The sequence below is a fragment of the Anaeromyxobacter diazotrophicus genome, assembly GCF_013340205.1.
GTDB lineage: Bacteria > Myxococcota > Myxococcia > Myxococcales > Anaeromyxobacteraceae > Anaeromyxobacter_A > Anaeromyxobacter_A diazotrophicus.
In genome coordinates this window covers 350575-366844 of sequence record NZ_BJTG01000002.1, presented here as the reverse complement: position 1 = coordinate 366844, position 16270 = coordinate 350575, and the positions used below count along the sequence as shown (strand labels likewise).

Below are 16270 nucleotides of genomic sequence, written 5' to 3'. Positions count from 1 at the left end.
CTGGTCAGCTCCGGGTCCGGCGGAACAGGTCGCGGACCGAGAGGGCCCAGACCAGCGCGGCGAGCGAGCCGAACAGCGCGAGCTTGGCGGCTCCCGCCCACGGCACCGGGTACGGGGGCGGGGCCACCCCGGCCGAGGAGAGCGCCAGCGCGACCAGGAAGGCGAGCAGGAGCAGGAGCAGCGCGCCGCGCGCCGGCTGGCCTCGCCAGAGGTGCCCCGCGCCGCCGGCGGCGATCCCGAGCGCCCTCGCCGCCAGCCGCTCCGCGCGGGCGTGCCGCCTGACCTGCTGCTCCTTGCGCAGCCGATCGCGCGGGTCGACGAGGTCCTTCTTCACGAAGACGTTCACGCACTGTCCGCAGAGGCTCCCGTCCACCCCGTCGCAGCGGCGGCACACCGCGCGGCCGCACCGCTGGCAGGCGTGGCTCACGCCGGGCCGCCGCCCCAGCCAGGCGAGCGGCCACAGCGCCAGGGCCGCCGCCACCGGCAGCCACGGCCAGCCGGCGGCGGGCAGCGGCCCGGCCAGGCGCACCCGCACGGCGTCCTCCGCGCCGGCGGGCGCGTCGTCGGCCGCCAGGGCGCGGACCTCGGCGAACGGGACCGGCGCGTCGATGAGCCAGCGGTTCTGGCGGAAGTCGTCGTCGGAGCCGGCGCGCGCGACGAGCGCCCCGTCCTCGCCGGCCGCCTTGCGCCGCGCCTCCTGCGCCTGGTCGAGCGCCGACTGCCGCACGAACACCTTCGACAGGTCGTAGTGGGCCGCCGCGAGCGCGGAGAGGTTCCCGATCGCGCTCGCGCGGTCGACGGCGGCGAGGTAGCTCGCCTTGGCGCCGTCGAGGTCGCCGCGCAGGAGCTGCACGTTGCCCATCCCGACCAGCGCCTCGGGGCGGCTGGCGCCCGCCGCCTGGTACCAGCGCAGCGCGTCGGCGAGGTCGCCGCGGCGCTTGTGGTGGTGGCCGAGCGCGAGCAGCCCCGCCGACGGCAGCTCGCCGCGGGCCGCGCGCGCCGCGAGCCGCGCCGCGACGCGGCCGTCGTCGGCGCCGTGCTCGAGCGCGTACACGTCGTCGGCCAGGGTTCCGGTGAAGGCGCCGAGCCGCGCCGTCTCGCCGGCGGCCCAGGGGAGCGCCGCCACCGCGAGGAGCGCGGCCGTCGCGACCGCCCGCTCGGAGCGGCGGAGGTACGGCGCGGCGCAGAGCGCCAGCGCGGCCAGGAACGCCGCGGGCCCGAGCCGCAGCGCGAGGGGCGCCGCCAGCACCGCCAGCGACATGAAGCCCGCCTGGAGCGGGGTGGTGGCGCGGAGCAGCGGCAGGTGGCGGACGTCGTGCAGGAGGAGCCGCAGCCGGCGCAGGAAGAGGAGCGCCACCGCGAGCGCCGCCGCCGCCAGGGCGGCGGCGAGCCCGGCCACGCACAGGTCGGCGACGGCGGCCCGGGCGGTGTGCGGCTCGCGGACGGCGGCGGCGAGGCCGGCCGCGAGGGCGCGCAGCGCCGGCTCGGGGTTCCCGGGATCGCGGGCGAGGAGGGCGCGCGCCAGCGCGAGGTGCGCAGCGGCGCCATCGGGCGCGAGGGCGACCGCCAGCTCCGCCCGCGCGACCGGCTCGGCGGGCACGCGCGCCTCGAGCGCGCGAGCGGAGGCGCGGACCTCGGCGGCGGCCAGCGCGTCCAGGTTCTCGACGCCGAGCTCCCGGCGGAGCTCGAGCAGCCGCCGCTCCGCCGCCTGGGCGCGGGGCAGGTCCTGCTCGCGGAGCGCGGCCCGGCGGTCCTGCCAGGCCTCGAGGAGATCGCCGAACCGCGCCCGCACCGGCTCGATGGCTCGCACCGGCGGCGGCGCGGGCGGCTGGGGCGCGGCGGGGGGCGGCGGCGGGGGCAGCGACTCGGGCTCGGCGGCGGCGGCCGGCGCGGGCTTGGGCTGCGACTCGCGCGCCGGCTCCTCGGCCGGCGCCAGGTCCTCCTCCACCAGCGAAGGCGCGGCGACCTGCCCGCGGGCGGCGAGCGGGGCGCCCGTCGCGAGCGACAGGCCGAGGAGGATGAGGAGCGCCCGGGACACGGCCGCGGCGGATGCTAGCACGCGACCCCTGGGGTACAACCTGTAGGTCATGCCCACACCAGCGGAAGCGATCGAACGACTCCTCGGCATCATGGCGCGCCTGCGCGCACCCGGCGGCTGCCCCTGGGATCGCGAGCAGACCATGGCCTCCTTGCGCCCCTACCTCCTCGAGGAGACCTACGAGGTGCTCGAGGCGATCGACGCCGGGGATCCGCGCGAGCACCGCGAGGAGCTGGGCGACCTCCTCCTGCAGATCGTCTTCCAGTCGCAGCTCGCGAGCGAGGTGGGGCAGTTCGCCTTCGCCGACGTGGCGGAGGCGATCTCGGACAAGCTCGTCTCCCGCCACCCGCACGTGTTCGGCGACGCGCACGTGAAGGACGCCGAGGGGGTGCTGAAGCAGTGGGCGGCGCTCAAGCGCGAGGAGAAGGCGGCCAAGGGGAAGGGCCGGAGCGCGCTCGAGGGCGTGCCGCGCGAGATGCCGGCGCTGGCGCGGGCCGACCGCCTCACGGAGAAGGCGAGCCGGATCGGGTTCGACTGGCCCGACGCCACCGGCGCGCGCGCCAAGGTGCAGGAGGAGCTGCGCGAGCTGGACGCGGCCGTGGCGAGCGGCGACCGCGCCTCGGTGGAGCACGAGCTGGGCGACCTCCTGTTCGCCACCGTGAACCTGGCCCGCAAGCTGGCGGTCTCCCCCGAGGAGGCGCTGCGCGCCACCATCGGCCGCTTCATCTCCCGGTTCGAGCACGTCGAGCGCGGCCTGGAGCGCGCCGGCGTGCCGCACGGACAGGCCACGCTGGAGCAGATGGACGAACTCTGGAACGAGGCCAAGGCGCTCGAGGCCCAAAACAAAAAAACCACCTAGGTCCACACCGCGGACCTCGCCCGACCGCTCTCCACAGATTTTGTGGAAAGTTCGTGGAAAACTTTGTGGCTACCCTCGTGAGAGGCGTGTCGTTGCGGCCCCCCAGCCCCCGTGCTGCACGGCGCCGCAGGGCGCCATCCCTGCAACATCAACGAGTTCGCCCTCTTTTTCGCCGGTTTGCCCACATCCCCCCGATGGAGTCGAGTACCGGGGTCGGCGAATTTTCCCCGCGGTGGATAACTAGGCTCCCATCAAGGTCGTTCGAGGCCGCGCGGCGAACGGTGATGCGCCGCACGCGCGCGGCGCGGCCTACGGCCGCAAGGGTCCGCCAGCGACGTCGCGCGGGCAGCCTCACGGCCGTAGCGGTTGCGCGTCACCTGCTCCGGGCGCGCCCGCGCCACGCGCCCGCGCCGCGCGGTGCGCTCCCGCGCGGCGCGGCGCTTGACTCTCCCGGCCATGGGCGATAGAGAACGCCGCTTTCCAACCGAAGATCCGGAGAGTTCCGTTGGCGAACACCCGCTCCGCTGAGAAGCGCAACCGGCAGGCCCAGAAGCGCCGCACCCGCAACGTGCAGGTCCGCACCGGCCTCAAGTCCGCCGTGAAGAAGGCGCGCGAGGCCATCGTCCAGGCCGACCCCGCCGCGGCCAAGCAGGCCGTCGCGACGGCCCTCCGGACGCTCGACAAGGCCGCGTCGAAGGGCATCATCCACAAGAACGCCGCCTCGCGGCGCATCTCGCGCCTCGCCAAGGCGGCCGCCAAGGCGGCCCAGCCGAAGTCGGCCTAGCGGCGCGCCGCCTCCGGGCGGCGCTCGCTACGGCAGCTCCAGGCGCTCCACGATCTCGCGCGCGACCGCCTCGGCCGCGTGGCGCAGCGCGAGCCGTCGCCGGCCTTCGCTCTCGAGGGGATCCTGGCCGGCGAGCCAGTCCTCGGAGCGCACCGATCGCTGCTCGCTCGCGACCTTCCCCGCCACCACCAGGCGCGCGGAGACGGTCAGGGTCAGGCGGTAGATGGCGCCGTTCGGGCTCGCGGCGCCGAAGCCCACCCCCTCCACCGCCCCCTCGAGCTTCGCCGGCGCGCCCGGGCCGGCGTCCGCCCCGCGGCGCGCCAGCTCGCGCCGGAGCGCGGCGGCCACCAGCGCCCCGGCGTCCGCGTCGGTGGTGCGGTTCTCCAGCGCGCGCACGAACACCTGGCGGGCGTCCTCCGGGAGCCGGCCGGGGGCGTGGACGGCGTAGCCGCAGGAGGCCAGCGCGACGAGCGCGCCCGCGAGGGCGGCGCGCGGGCCCCCGCCCCGCTCCCCCGCCCTCGCCCTGCGCCGTCCGGCGAGGGGGCGCGCGCGCGCGGTCACGTCAGCTCACCACGAAGTTCACGAGGCGCTTCGGGACGTAGACCACCTTCCGGACCGTCTTGCCGGCGAGGTAGCCCTTCACCTTCTCCTCGGACTCGGCGAGCGCGCGCACCTCGGCCTCGGTCGCGGCCGCCGCCGCCCGCACCTCGCCGCGCAGCTTCCCGTTCACCTGGACCGCGATGCTGACCGTGTCGGCGGCCACCAGGGCCGGGTCGAACGCCGGCCAGGGCTGGTCGGCCAGGAGCGCGCCCTCGACGGCCGGGCCGCCCACGGCGTGCCACAGCTCCTCCGCGACGTGCGGGGCGAAGGGCGCGAGCAACGTGGCGAGGGCCACCAGCGCCTCCCGCACCGCGGCCCGGTCCGGCTCGGAGGCCGGCTCGAAGGCGTAGAGGTCGTTCACGAGCTCCATCAGGCCCGCGATGCCGGTGTTGAACTTGAGATCGCCCTCGAACCCGTCGGTCACCCTCTTGATGGTCCGGTGGGTCCGCCGCCGCAGCTCCAGGGCGGCCCCGGCGGCCTCGCCGAGCGCCGCCTCGCCGGCGCCGAAGCAGGCGTGGCGCGCGTGGAAGATGCGCCACACGCGCGACAGGAACCGGAAGAGCCCGTCCACCTGCTCGTCGGACCAGTCGATGTCCTTCTCGGGCGGCGCGGCGAAGAGCATGAACATGCGCACCGTGTCGGCGCCGAACCGCTTCACCATGGGCCCGGGCGCGACCACGTTGCCCCACCGCTTCGACATCTTGCGGCCGTCCGGCCCGTTGACGATGCCCTGCGTCACGAGGCGCTTGCACGGCTCGTCCACCGGCACGAGGCCCAGCTCGCGCATGACCCGGTTCCAGAACCGGAAGTAGAGCAGGTGCATCACCGCGTGCTCCGGGCCGCCGACGTAGACGTCGATGGGGAGCCAGCGGTCCGCCAGCTTCGGGTCGAACGGCTGGCGGTCGTCCTTCGGCGACAGGTAGCGGGCGTAGTACCAGGACGAGTCGACGAAGGTGTCCATCGTCTCCGTCTCGCGCCGGGCGGGCTTGCCGCAGACCGGGCAGACGGTGTTCACGAACTCGGGCACCTTGGCGAGCGGCGGCTCGCCGGTGCCGGTGATGATGGCCTGCTCCGGCAGGCGGACCGGCAGGTCCTCCACCGGCACGGGCACCGCGCCGTGGTCGGGGCAGTAGATGATGGGGATGGGGGTGCCCCAGTAGCGCTGCCGGGAGAAGCCCCAGTCGCGCAGGTGGTAGCGGACGTTGGCCTCCCCGAACCCCTTCGCCTTCGCGTCGGCGCTCATCCGGAAGCGGGCGTCGGCGCTCGGGAGGCCGGTGTACGGCCCCGAGTCGGCCAGCACGCCGTCCTCGGTGGTGGCGGCGCCGAGCTGGTCGCCGGGCGGCGTGCGCTCGCCGTGCGCCGGCTGGATGACGGTCCTCACCGGGAGGCCGTACTTGCGCGCGAACTCGAAGTCGCGCTGGTCGTGGGCGGGGACGCTCATGACCGCGCCGGTGCCGTACTCGGCCAGCACGAAGTTCGCGATCCAGACCGGGACCCGCGCGCCGGTGAACGGGTTCACCGCCTCGGCCCCGGTGAAGACGCCCTCCTTCGGCGCGCCCTCGCCCGTGCGCGCGGCCGCCTCGGTCCGGCGCATCCGCTCCACGAACGCGCGCACCTCGGCGAGCCGCTCCGGCCGCGTCACCGCCTCCACCAGCGGGTGCTCCGGCGCCAGGACGACGTAGGTGCAGCCGTAGATGGTGTCGACGCGGGTGGTGAAGACCTCGATCTTGCGGTCGGTCCCCTCCACCGGGAACTGGACCTGGGCGCCGACGCTGCGGCCGATCCAGTTGCGCTGCATGGTGGTGACGCGCTCGGGCCAGGCGCCGAGCTGATCCAGCCCCTCGAGCAGCGCGTCGGCGTAGGCGGTGATGCGGAAGGCCCACTCCGGGATGACCTTCTCCAGGACCGGGGACTGGCACCGCTCGCAGGTGCGCTGGCCGTCCTGCTCGAGCACCTGCTCGTTGGCGATCACGGTCAGGCAGCCGGTGCACCAGTTGGCCTTGCCCTGGCGGCGGTAGACGAGCCCCCGCTCCAGCATCTTCACGAAGAACCACTGGTTCCAGCGGTAGTACTCGGGGTCGGCGGTGACGATCTCGCGGTCCCAGTCGAAGGCGTAGCCGAGCGAGCGCATCTCGGCGCGGAACGAGACGATGTTCTCGCGGGTGCGCGCGGCCGGGTGCTTGCCGTCCTTGAGCGCCGCGTTCTCGGCCGGCAGGCCGAGCGCGTCGAAGCCGATGGGGTGCAGCACGTCGTGCCCGCGCATGCGCAGCCAGCGCGCGAGCGCGTCACCGATGGTGTACACGCGCGCGTGGCCCATGTGCATGGCGCCCGACGGATAGGGGAACATCTCGAGGACGTACCGCTTCTCGGCCCCCGGCCGGTTGCCGGCGGAGAAGGTGTGGGCGGCGGTCCAGCGGTCCTGCCAGCGCGGCTCGATCGACTGCGGCTCGTAACGCTCGTTCATGGGCATGGCTGAGCCGGGCATCCTAACCCGGCCCGGCGGGCGCGTCATGCCCGGCGGCGGCGCGCCCGGCCGCGACGGAGCCGGGCGAACCCGCTATATTTCGCGCCCGCTCGACGACCCGGAGAGACCGCCATGTTCCCCCCCGTCTACATCGCCGACATCGCCGCGCACGAGGGCCAGGAGGTCACGCTCCACGGCTGGCTCCACAACCGCCGCTCCTCCGGGAAGCTGCACTTCCTGCAGGTGCGCGACGGCACCGGCGTCATCCAGTGCGTCGTCTTCAAGGGCAACGTGACGCCCGAGGTGTTCCAGGAGGCGGATCACCTGCCGCAGGAGACCTCGCTCGCGGTCACCGGGCTCGTGAAGAAGGACGCCCGCTCGCCCATCGGCTTCGAGCTCGACGTGAAGGACCTCCGCGCGCTGGCGAAGCCGGCGCGCGAGTTCCCGCTCGGCCACAAGGAGCACGGCGTCGCCTTCCTCATGGAGCAGCGCCACAACTGGCTGCGCTCGCAGCGGCAGGCGGTGATCCTCCGGGTGCGCCACAGCGTGGTGAAGGCCATCCGCGACTTCTTCGACGGGCGCGGCTTCACGCTCGTGGACGCGCCGGTCTTCACTCCCAGCGCCTGCGAGGGCACCTCCACGCTCTTCGAGGTCCCCTACTTCGACCTCGGCAAGGCGTACCTCACGCAGTCGGGCCAGCTCTACATGGAAGCGGCCGCCATGGCGCTCGGCAAGGTCTACTGCTTCGGCCCCACCTTCCGGGCCGAGAAGTCGAAGACGCGCCGCCACCTCACCGAGTTCTGGATGGTGGAGCCCGAGGTCGCCTTCATGGATCTCGACGGCGACATGGAGCTCATGGAGCAGCTCGTCGCGCACGTGGTCCAGGCGGTGCTCGCGAAGCACGAGCGCGAGCTCAGGGACGTGCTCGAGCGCGACGTCTCGAAGCTCGCCAACGTGAAGGCGCCCTTCCCGCGCATCACCTACACCGAGGCGGTGGAGGTCATCCAGAAGGCGGGCCACCCGATGAAGTGGGGCGACGACATCGGCGGCGACGAGGAGACGGTGGTCGCGTCGGCGTACGACCGCCCGGTGATGGTGCACCGCTACCCGGCCGCGATGAAGGCGTTCTACTTCAAGAAGGACCCCCAGGACGCGAACGTCGCGCTCGGCTGCGACGTGCTCGCGCCCGAGGGGTACGGCGAGATCATCGGCGGCGGCCAGCGCGAGGACGACCTGGCCGTGCTCGAGGCCTCCATCGCCCAGGCCGGGCTGCCCAAGGAGGCGTTCGAGTGGTACCTCGACGTGCGGCGCTACGGCTCCGTCCCGCACGCCGGCTTCGGCATGGGCGTCGAGCGGTGCGTGGCCTGGATCTGCGGCCTCCACCACGTCCGCGAGACCATCCCGTTCCCGCGCATGATGGAGAGGATCACGCCGTGACGCGCGCCGCGCGGCCGCGTCAGGCGGCCCGCGCGGCCTCGAGGAGCTGCTTCACCAGCTCCGTGACCTGCTGGCTCTGCACCGGCTTCACCAGGTAGCCGTTCGCGCCGAGCGCCTCGGCGCGGCGGCGGTCCGCCTCGGCCGCCTCGGTCGTGATGACGACGATGGGGGTGCGCTGGTGCCGGCCGCCGGCGCGGACGAGGCCGGTGAGCTTGAGGCCGTCGAGCAGCGGCATGTTGATGTCGGTGAGGATGATGTCCACCGGCGTGTGCTGGAGCCGGCGCCAGGCGTCGGCGCCGTCCTGCGCCTCCACCGGGTCGCCCCCCATCCGCTGCAGCGCTTGCACCAGCTGCTTGCGCATGGCGGGGCTGTCGTCCACCACCAGCGCCCTGAAGCCTTCCATCGTCATCGTCCTTCCCGTGCGAACCTTCGCAGCCGCGCCACGATGCCGTCGAGCGGCAGCACCTCGTCCACGAGCCCGGTCTCGGCGGCCTGCCGCGGCATCCCGTAGACCACCGCCGAGGCCTCGGACTCGGCCAGCGTGACGCCGCCCGCCTCCTTGACGCGCGCCACCCCGCGGCGGCCGTCGTCGCCCATCCCCGTCAGCACCACCGCGCAGAGGTCCTGGCCGCACGCCTCGGCGGCGGAGGCGAACAGCACGTCGACGCTCGGACAGTAGCCGTGTCCGCCGGGGCCGCCGCGCGGTCCGGGCTCCTCCAGGGCGGCGCGCACCGGCGCGAGCGGACCGCCCGCGCGCACCAGCCGCAGGTGGCGGCCGCCGGGCGCGATGAGCACCCGCCCCTCGGCCAGCGCCTCGCCGTCGCGGGCCTCGCGCGCGTCGAGGCCGGTGGCGCGCGCCAGCCGCTCGGCGAAGGAGCCGGTGAAGCGCGCCGGCATGTGCTGCGCGACGGCCCAGGCGAGCGGGAGCCCCGGGGGCATGGCGGTGAGCAGCCGGACCAGCGCCCCCGGCCCGCCGGTCGAGGCGCCCAGCACCGCGACGCGCAGGCCGCGGGCCTGCCCCTCCGCCGCGCCGCGGGGCGCGCCGGCCTCGGGGGCCCGCTCCGCGGCGGCGGGGCGCGCGCCCTCGCCCGCGACGAGCGCGCGGGCGGTGGCCAGCCCGGCGCGGAGCCCCGCCTCGAGCGCGGTCCGCTCGGCCGCGCCGGCCGGCGTGGCGACCACGTCGAGCGCGCCCGCCTCGAACGCCCGGAAGACGTCCTGCTTTCGCACGCCCGCGCGCGCCACCACGAGCACCTGGGTCGGCTGGCGGCGGGCGAGGAGCCGGACGAAGGCGAGCCCTTCCAGCGGCCGCGGCGGCAGCTCCAGGCACACGCAGTCGGGCCGCAGCTGGAGCGCCAGCCGCAGCCCCTCCGGCACCGACCGGGCGGCCCCGGCGAGCTCGGCCCGCGGCGCGGCCGCCAGCGCGGCCGTCAGCCGGTCGCGCCCCGCCTCGTCGGCGGCGACGGCGAGGACGCGCAGGAGGGCGGCCGGGGGCCGCGGCGCTGGCGTGGGCGAGGTCACGGGAGGGCGAGCGGCTTGCGGTAGACGAGGTCGTGGCGGAGGTGGAGGATCTCGAAGTCGGCGGTGACGTTGAGCAGCGACTCCGAGTGGCCGAGCAGCAGGTAGCCGCCCTCGCGCAGCTTGTCGCGGAAGGTGCGCACGACGCGCTTCCGCGCCGCCACGTCGAAGTAGATCATGACGTTGCGGCAGAAGATGACGTCCACCGCGCCCACCAGCCCCATCATCGAGTCGTCGAGCAGGTTCAGGTGGCCGAAGCTCACCAGGCGCCGCACGTCCTCCTTCACGTGCCACCGCTCGCCCTCGGCGCGGAACGAGTCCCGCAGGGCGTCCGCCTCCGGCGTCCGGAAGGCGCGCGGGCCGTAGACGCCGGCGCGCGCGACCGCGAGGACCCGCCGCGCGATGTCGGACCCGAACACGTCGAGGTCCCAGCCCTCGAACAGCCCGCTCCGCGCGAGCAGGATGGCGATGGTGTAGACCTCCTCGCCCGTCGAGCAGCCGGCGCTCCAGATGCGGAGTCGGCGCGCGCCGCGGTTCTCCTGCGCCAGGGCGGGCAGGATCTCCTCCGAGAAGGCGCGCAGCTGGTGCGGCTCCCGGTAGAAGTAGGTCTCGTTGGTGGTGAGCACCTCCACCGCGATCTCGATCTCGGCCCGGCGCGACGGGTCGAACCGGAGGAAGCGGTGGTACGCGCCGAAGTCGTCGAGCCCGTGGTACTGCAGCCGCGGCGCCAGGCGGCGCTCCAGCAGGTACCGCGTCTCGTCGCCGAAGCTCAGCCCGGAGTGGGCGTAGATCAGCTCGCGGAGGAGCCGGAACTCCTCCGGGGTCATCGCCGGCGCGGTGGCGAGCGGCATGGTCAGCGCGCGGCGCGCGCCTCCAGCCGGCGCAGCGCCGCCCGCAGCCCCTCGGCGACGAGCGGGTCCTGCTCCGCCTGCGCCAGCCGCCGGACCGGCTCGGCGAGGCCCGGCTCCGCCCGCGCGCCCAGCGCCGCGGCCGCGGCCCGGCGCACGTCCCAGCGGCGGTGCGACGCCGCCGCCAGGAGCATCCCGGTCACCGCCGCGCCGGGCACCGCCGCCGCCGCGCGCACCGCCTCCTTCACCACCTCCGCGTCCGGGTGCGCGAGCGCGTTCGCCAGCACGCCCGGATCGGCCGCCCCCATCTCGGCCAGGGCGTGGAGCGCCGCCGCCGCGGCCTCGGCGGGCGCCTGAGGGTCGATCGCCAGCGCCGCCAGGTGCGGCGCGTACTCGGCCGCGCGGCAGCGGCCCAGCGCCAGCGCCGCCATGGCGCGCACCACCCCCTCCTCGTCCCGGAGCGCCGCCGCCAGCGCGCGGGTCGCCTCCCCCCAGGCCGGCGCCTCGGGGCCGGCGGGGGCCGCACCCGGGCCGCCGGCGAGCGCGCCGATGGCCTGCGCCGCGGCGGCGCGGACCGCCGCGTCGGCGTCGTCCAGGGCGTCGAGCAGCTCGGGCACCTCGGCGCCCACCAGCGCGGTGCGCGCGCCGAGCGCCGCCAGGGCCCCCGCCGCGGCCACCCGCGTGCCGCGGTGCCGCCCGCGCAGCCCCTCGCGCAGGGTCACCACGTCGCGGGCCTCGCCCAGCCGCCCCAGCAGCCGGTAGGCGGCGGGGCGCGGGCCGGCGGCCCGGCAGGCCTCCAGGACCGCCGCGCGCGCGGCCTCGCCGCGCTCCGCCAGCTCGGAGAGCCCTGCAACCGCGGCCGCGGCCACCAGCGGATCCTCGGCCAGCAGCGCCGCCATGGGCCCGGCGGCGCGCGGGTCGCCGAGCTGGCCGAGCGCCTCCAGCGCGGCGCCGCGCAGCGCGGCGTCGTGGCTCCCCAGCGCGGGGATGAGCTCGGGCAGCGCGCGGGCGTCGCCCTGCCGCGCCAGCGCCGAGAGGGCCAGGACGCGCGCCCCCGGCGTGAGCGCGCCGAGCGCGCCCGCCAGCCCGGCGGCGGCGCGGGGGCCCAGCTCGGCGAGCGCCTCCACCGCCAGGGGCCGGAGCTGCTCGTCCTCCCCGGCGGCGGCCAGCGCGGCGGCGTGCTCGGCCGCGGCGGTCCACTGGAGGACCGCGATCGCGCCCGCGCGGACGAGCGGCTCGGCCGCCTCGAGGTGCTCGGCCGCGGCCGCGGCCAGCTCCGGGGCGCGCACGGCCGCCGCCTGCACCGCCGCCGCCAGCGCGGCGGTCAGCTCGACCGGGGTCTCCGGCCGCAGGCGCTGCAGGCCGATCCCGGTCAGGGCCGCCTCGCGCACCGCCCGCGACGGGTCATCGAGCCCGGCCGCGAGCAGCGCCAGCGCCGCAGGCTCGGCGCTCGCGCCGGCCAGCCGCAGCGCCGCGCGCCGCGAGCCGCGGTCGCTCATGAGCTCCGCCAGCACCGGCGCGGCCGGCGGGGCCCGCAGCTGCACCAGCGCGTCCAGCGCCGCCCGGCGCAGCGGCAGGTCGCCGCCCCCGAGCGTGCCGTGCAGCGCCGCGACGGCGTCCGCCCCGCCGACCTTGCCGAGCGCCTCGGCCGCCGCCGCGCGGGCGTTCGGGTCCGGGTCGGCGAGGCAGCGCGCGAGCGCGGCGGTGGTGCGCCGGTCGCCGATGCGCCCCAGGATCTCGAGCACCGCGGTGCGCAGCTCGGCCGCCGGGCGCTCGAGCTCGGGGAGCAGCGCGGGCACCGCCGCGGCGCCGAGCTGCTCGAGGGCCGCGGCCGCGGAGTTGCGGCTCCCCACCGCCAGGTCCGCCGTGAGCGCCACCACCAGGCCGGGCAGCTTGCGCGCCGGCTCGACCCCGCCGAGCCGCTCGACCACCGCCGCCCGCACCCGCCAGCTCGGGTCGGCGAGCGCCTCGAACAGGCGCGCGAGCGTCTCGGGCGCCTCGACGTCGAGCTCGAGGACCGCCCGGTAGCGGCGCTCCTCCTCGACGCGCTCCGCGCCGGGGTCAGACGAGCCGTCGGCGGGGCCGCTCATGCCGGGTCCGGGTGGCCCGGGCGCGGGCGCAGGGCGGCGGCCTCGCGGGCGACGCCCGGCTCGAGCAGGGCCTTCACGTTGAGCAGCAGGCGCAGCTTGCGCGCCGCGGGCCGGGCGCTCCCGGCCCCGCGCTCGCGCGGCGCGCAGACGCCGAGGTACAGGCGAGGACCCGCGTCCCCCCCGAGCGGCGGCGGCCCGATGGTGGCGCGCGGCAGCCGCATCACCTCGAGCACCGCGTCGACCACGAGCCCGAGCACCCGGCCGGCCACGTTCACGACCAGCACCTTGGCGCGCGCGGCGCCGCTCACGGGGAAGCCGAGGCGGCGCCGCACGTCCACCACCGGGATCACCTCGCCGCGCAGGTCCATCACCCCGTCCAGGAACTCGGGGCCGCACGGCACCGGCGTCACCGGGAGCGGCTGGACGATCTCGCGGACGCGGCGCAGGTCGATGGCGTACTCCTCCCCTCCCACCTGGAACGCGCACAGCTCGACGAGCTCGCCCGCCCCCGCCGCCTCGCTCGCGCGGGGCTCCGGCCCGCCGAGCGGGAGCGCCTTCACGCCTCCTCCCCGGCGGCGCCGTCGCGCAGCACCGCGTCGAGGTCGAGCTGGATGAAGAGCCGCCCGCGGTCGCGCCCCAGCGCGAGCACGGCGCCCGAGGCCGACGCGCCCACGCCCGGCCGCCGCTCGATGGCGGAGGCAGCCAGCCGCACCACCTGGGAGACGCCATCGACGAGGAGCCCGCAGGGCTCGCCCGCGACGGCGCAGACCAGCACGCGCGAGAGCCGCCCCGGGGCGACCGGCGGCAGGCCCAGCCGCCGCCGCGGGTCGAAGACCGTGACCACCTCGCCGCGCACCATGATGATCCCGAGCACGTGCGCCGGCGAGCGGGGCACCTCGGTGATGGCCGGCGCCTTCAGGATCTCGCGGACCTGCCCCACCTCGAGCGCGTACTCCTCGGCGCCCAGCGAGAAGGTCAGCCACTCCTCGCGCGACTCCTCGATCGCCGGCGAGGCCGGCGCCGCGGCCAGCGCGGTCAGCCGCGGGAGCGCGGGCGCCCGCTCGTCCTCGCGCCAGAAGAACTCGTCGAGCGGATCGGCGGCCGCGGCGCGGGCCAGCGCCAGCTCGGGCCGGAAGGCGGGCGCGGCGGCGCCGGCGGAGGCGAGCTCCGCCCGCAGCGCGTCCTCGATCCGCTCCAGGTCCTCGGGCTGCAGCTCCGCGTCCATCGGCCGCCAGTCTACCGCGAGGGCGCCGGTCTCACCGAGCGCCCGACCGCCGGGCCGCGCCGGCCGCGAGCACCCCGGCGCCGGAGGTCGGGCGGTGTGGCCGCGCCTCCCACCGGCGGCGGCCTAGCCGGCCGCCTCGGCCAGCGCCTCGCCGTGGAGGACCTCCTCGAGGAGGGCCGCCACGTCGAGCACCAGCACGGTCTTGCGGTTGCCGAGGTCGGTCGCGCCGGCGATGCCGCGCACCCCGGCGAGCGCCTTGCCGAGTGGCTTCACGACGATGTCCTGCTGGCCGACGAGCGCGTCCACCGCCAGCCCGAGGCGCTCCTGCGCCAGCCCCACCACCACCACGAACAGCGGCCCCTCCGGCGCGGGCGCATCGTGCCCCAGGAAGCGCGACAGCCTCGCGAGCGGCACCGTCGCGCCGCGCAGCGTGAGCACCTCGCGCAGCTCGACGGTGCGGAGCTCTCGGGGGTCGACGGTCACGATCTCGAGCACGCTGTTGAGCGGCACCGCGTAGGTGCGGCCGGCCGCGCTCACCACCAGCGCCCGGATGATGGCGAGCGTGACGGGCAGCGTGATGTCCACCCGCGTCCCGCGGCCGACCTCCGTCTGCAGGTCGACGATGCCGGAGAGCGCGGCGATGTTGTTCTTCACCACGTCCATCCCCACCCCGCGGCCCGAGAGCGCGGTCACCTCGCGGGCGGTGGAGAAGCCGGGCGTGAAGATGAGGTTGAGCGCGTCGCGCCGGGAGAGCTGCGCCGCCGCCTCGGCGGTGAGCAGCCCGCGCTCGACCGCCACCTGGCGCACGCGCTCCTCGTCGATCCCTCGGCCGTCGTCCGCCACCGAGACCACCACGTGGTTCCCGCGCTGCTGCGCCGAGAGCACGATCCGCCCCACCTCCGGCTTCCCGGCGCGGCTGCGCTCCTCCGGCGCCTCCAGGGCGTGATCGAGGGCGTTGCGGATGAGGTGCATGAGCGGATCCGACAGCTCCTCCACGATGAGCTTGTCGAGCTCGACCTCGCTCCCCCGCACCTCCAGCTCGGCGCGCTTGCCGATGTCGCGGGTGAGCTTCCTCACCATGCGGGTGAGCTTGTCGAAGATCTGGCCCAGCGGCACCATCCGGACCTCGAGGATGCCGCCCTGCAGCTCGTTCAGCTTGCGCTCCAGCCGGCGGCCCTCGCGGTGCAGCTCGAGGCTCACGGTGGCGGGGTCCTCGCCGGCCCGCAGGCGCTCGGCGACGCCGAGGAGGCTGGTCTTCACGAGCACCAGCTCGCCCACGAGGTTCATGAGCGTGTCGAGCTTGTGGATGTCGACGCGGACCGCCTGCGAGACCGAGCGCAGGGAGGCGTCCACCTCGAGGACGCCCGGCGGCGCGGGCGCCGCGAGCGCCGCCGCCGGGGCGGCGTGCCGCTCTGCGGGCTGGCGCGGAGCGAGGGCGCTGGACGGCGCGGGCGTCGCGGCCGGAATCGTGGTGGAGGCCGGGGTCGCGGCCGGCCTCGAGGTCGAGGCCGCGCCCGTGTTCGCGGTCGAGGTCGCGGTCTTGTTCGCCGTCCCGGTCGAGGTCGAGGTCGCGGTCGTCGTCGAGGTCGAGGTCGCGGTCGGGCCGCTCCGCCCCCCCGCCCCACGCCGCCCGATCGCCTCCGCCCGCGCCGGCGCCGCGGCGGCCCGCACCGCGGCCTCGGGCTGCGCCGACCCGAACAGCACGTCGAAAGCGATCGCGTCCGGCTCGCTCGGCTCCGCCGAAGGCAGGGTGGAGATGACCTCCCCGGCCGGCTTCAGCCGCTTCTTCAGGTCCTCCAGCCCGGTGTCGAAGCTCGCGAGGTCGAACGAGGCCTTGACCCGGTACAGCCCCGCCCCCTTCTCCACGTTGGCGCGGAGCCGGTGCTCCTCGTACTCGGTGAGGACCGACCGCACGGAGGGGTCGAGCGCGAGCGCGTCGAGCGGATCGCGCGCCGCCGGCGCCTCGGTGGAGGCCGCGTCCCGGAGCCGCGCGGCCAGCTGGGCGGCGGGCTCGAGCGTGGCGGCCGCGCCCGGGGGCGTCTGCGCCGCCTCCTCGCCCACGATCCGCCCGAACAGCGCCGGGGCGGCGAGCAGCAGATCGAGGCAGCCGGCGTCGAGCGGGCGGCGACCCATGCGCAGGTCGTCGAGCCGGTCCTCGAGCGCGTGCGCCAGCGCCGTCATGCGCTCCACCCCGAACATCGCCGCGAGGCCCTTCAGCGAGTGGGCGGCGCGGAAGACCGCGTTCAGGGTGTCGGGATCGGCCTCCTGCCCATGGCGCGTGTCCTCCAGCCGGAGGAGGTCCTTGTCGAGCGCCTCGACGATCTCCTGCGCCTCGGAGAGGAAGTCCGAGAGGGCTCTCTGGGATGGGCGGTCCGCCATGTAGGCGTCTCTGCCCAAAAAACCCAGGGCG

13 protein-coding genes are annotated in these 16270 nt (G+C 76.3%); 3 read left to right on the top strand and 10 right to left on the bottom strand.

Features of this window, described 5'->3' with window-relative positions:
• Positions 1 to 4: 4 nt before the first annotated feature.
• Positions 5 to 2038, bottom strand: coding sequence for a hypothetical protein (locus HWY08_RS04700; RefSeq protein ID WP_235969457.1), 2034 nt, complete (start codon positions 2036 to 2038; stop codon positions 5 to 7).
• Positions 2039 to 2087: 49 nt separating this feature from the next.
• On the opposite strand from HWY08_RS04700, the gene mazG reads away from it, so the two are divergent.
• Both mazG and rpsT read left to right on the top strand, forming a co-directional pair.
• Complete coding sequence (gene mazG, locus HWY08_RS04695; RefSeq protein ID WP_176063438.1) at positions 2088 to 2897, top strand: nucleoside triphosphate pyrophosphohydrolase; 810 nt, start codon at positions 2088 to 2090, stop codon at positions 2895 to 2897.
• Positions 2898 to 3402: 505 nt separating this feature from the next.
• Positions 3403 to 3681, top strand: a complete 279-nt coding sequence (rpsT, locus tag HWY08_RS04690; protein WP_176063436.1) for a 30S ribosomal protein S20 — start codon at positions 3403 to 3405, stop codon at positions 3679 to 3681.
• Positions 3682 to 3708: 27 nt separating this feature from the next.
• On the opposite strand, the gene lptE is transcribed toward rpsT, so the two are convergent.
• Positions 3709 to 4242 carry an LPS assembly lipoprotein LptE gene (gene lptE, locus HWY08_RS04685; protein ID WP_176063434.1) on the bottom strand — a complete coding sequence of 178 codons (534 nt, stop codon included), beginning with the start codon at positions 4240 to 4242 and terminating at the stop codon, positions 3709 to 3711.
• A 1-nt stretch (position 4243) separates the two neighbouring features.
• Positions 4244 to 6751: a leucine--tRNA ligase gene (gene leuS, locus HWY08_RS04680; protein WP_176063432.1), complete on the bottom strand. Its 2508-nt coding sequence runs from the start codon at positions 6749 to 6751 to the stop codon at positions 4244 to 4246.
• Between the two features lie 126 nt (positions 6752 to 6877).
• On the opposite strand from leuS, the gene asnS reads away from it, so the two are divergent.
• A complete protein-coding gene (gene asnS / locus HWY08_RS04675) occupies positions 6878 to 8182 on the top strand; it encodes an asparagine--tRNA ligase (RefSeq protein WP_176063430.1) in 1305 nt (434 codons plus the stop codon).
• A gap of 19 nt (positions 8183 to 8201) precedes the next feature.
• Here the strand turns inward: asnS and HWY08_RS04670 are convergent, their stop codons facing one another.
• From HWY08_RS04670 to HWY08_RS04640, 7 genes are all read right to left on the bottom strand, one after another.
• Positions 8202 to 8585 (bottom strand): response regulator, encoded by a 384-nt coding sequence (locus tag HWY08_RS04670; RefSeq protein ID WP_371869294.1) that lies wholly within the window; start codon positions 8583 to 8585, stop codon positions 8202 to 8204.
• 2 nt (positions 8586 to 8587) lie between these two features.
• Entirely contained in the window at positions 8588 to 9700 is a 1113-nt protein-coding gene (locus HWY08_RS04665) for a chemotaxis protein CheB (protein ID WP_176063425.1), read from the bottom strand.
• Positions 9697 to 10548, bottom strand: coding sequence for a CheR family methyltransferase (locus HWY08_RS04660; protein WP_235969456.1), 852 nt, complete (start codon positions 10546 to 10548; stop codon positions 9697 to 9699). Before HWY08_RS04660 ends, HWY08_RS04665 begins: the two co-directional genes overlap by 4 nt.
• A 2-nt stretch (positions 10549 to 10550) precedes the next feature.
• On the bottom strand, positions 10551 to 12635 hold the full coding sequence (locus HWY08_RS04655) for a HEAT repeat domain-containing protein (protein WP_176063423.1): 2085 nt from the start codon (positions 12633 to 12635) through the stop codon (positions 10551 to 10553).
• On the bottom strand, positions 12632 to 13195 hold the full coding sequence (locus HWY08_RS04650) for a chemotaxis protein CheW (RefSeq protein ID WP_176063421.1): 564 nt from the start codon (positions 13193 to 13195) through the stop codon (positions 12632 to 12634). The genes HWY08_RS04655 and HWY08_RS04650 overlap by 4 nt, the downstream gene beginning before the upstream one ends.
• Complete coding sequence (locus tag HWY08_RS04645; RefSeq protein ID WP_176063419.1) at positions 13192 to 13860, bottom strand: chemotaxis protein CheW; 669 nt, start codon at positions 13858 to 13860, stop codon at positions 13192 to 13194. The genes HWY08_RS04650 and HWY08_RS04645 overlap by 4 nt, the downstream gene beginning before the upstream one ends.
• A gap of 123 nt (positions 13861 to 13983) precedes the next feature.
• The gene (locus tag HWY08_RS04640) at positions 13984 to 16239 is read right to left on the bottom strand and encodes a chemotaxis protein CheA (protein WP_176063417.1); all 2256 of its coding nucleotides are present in this window, start codon (positions 16237 to 16239) and stop codon (positions 13984 to 13986) included.
• Positions 16240 to 16270 lie beyond the last annotated feature (31 nt).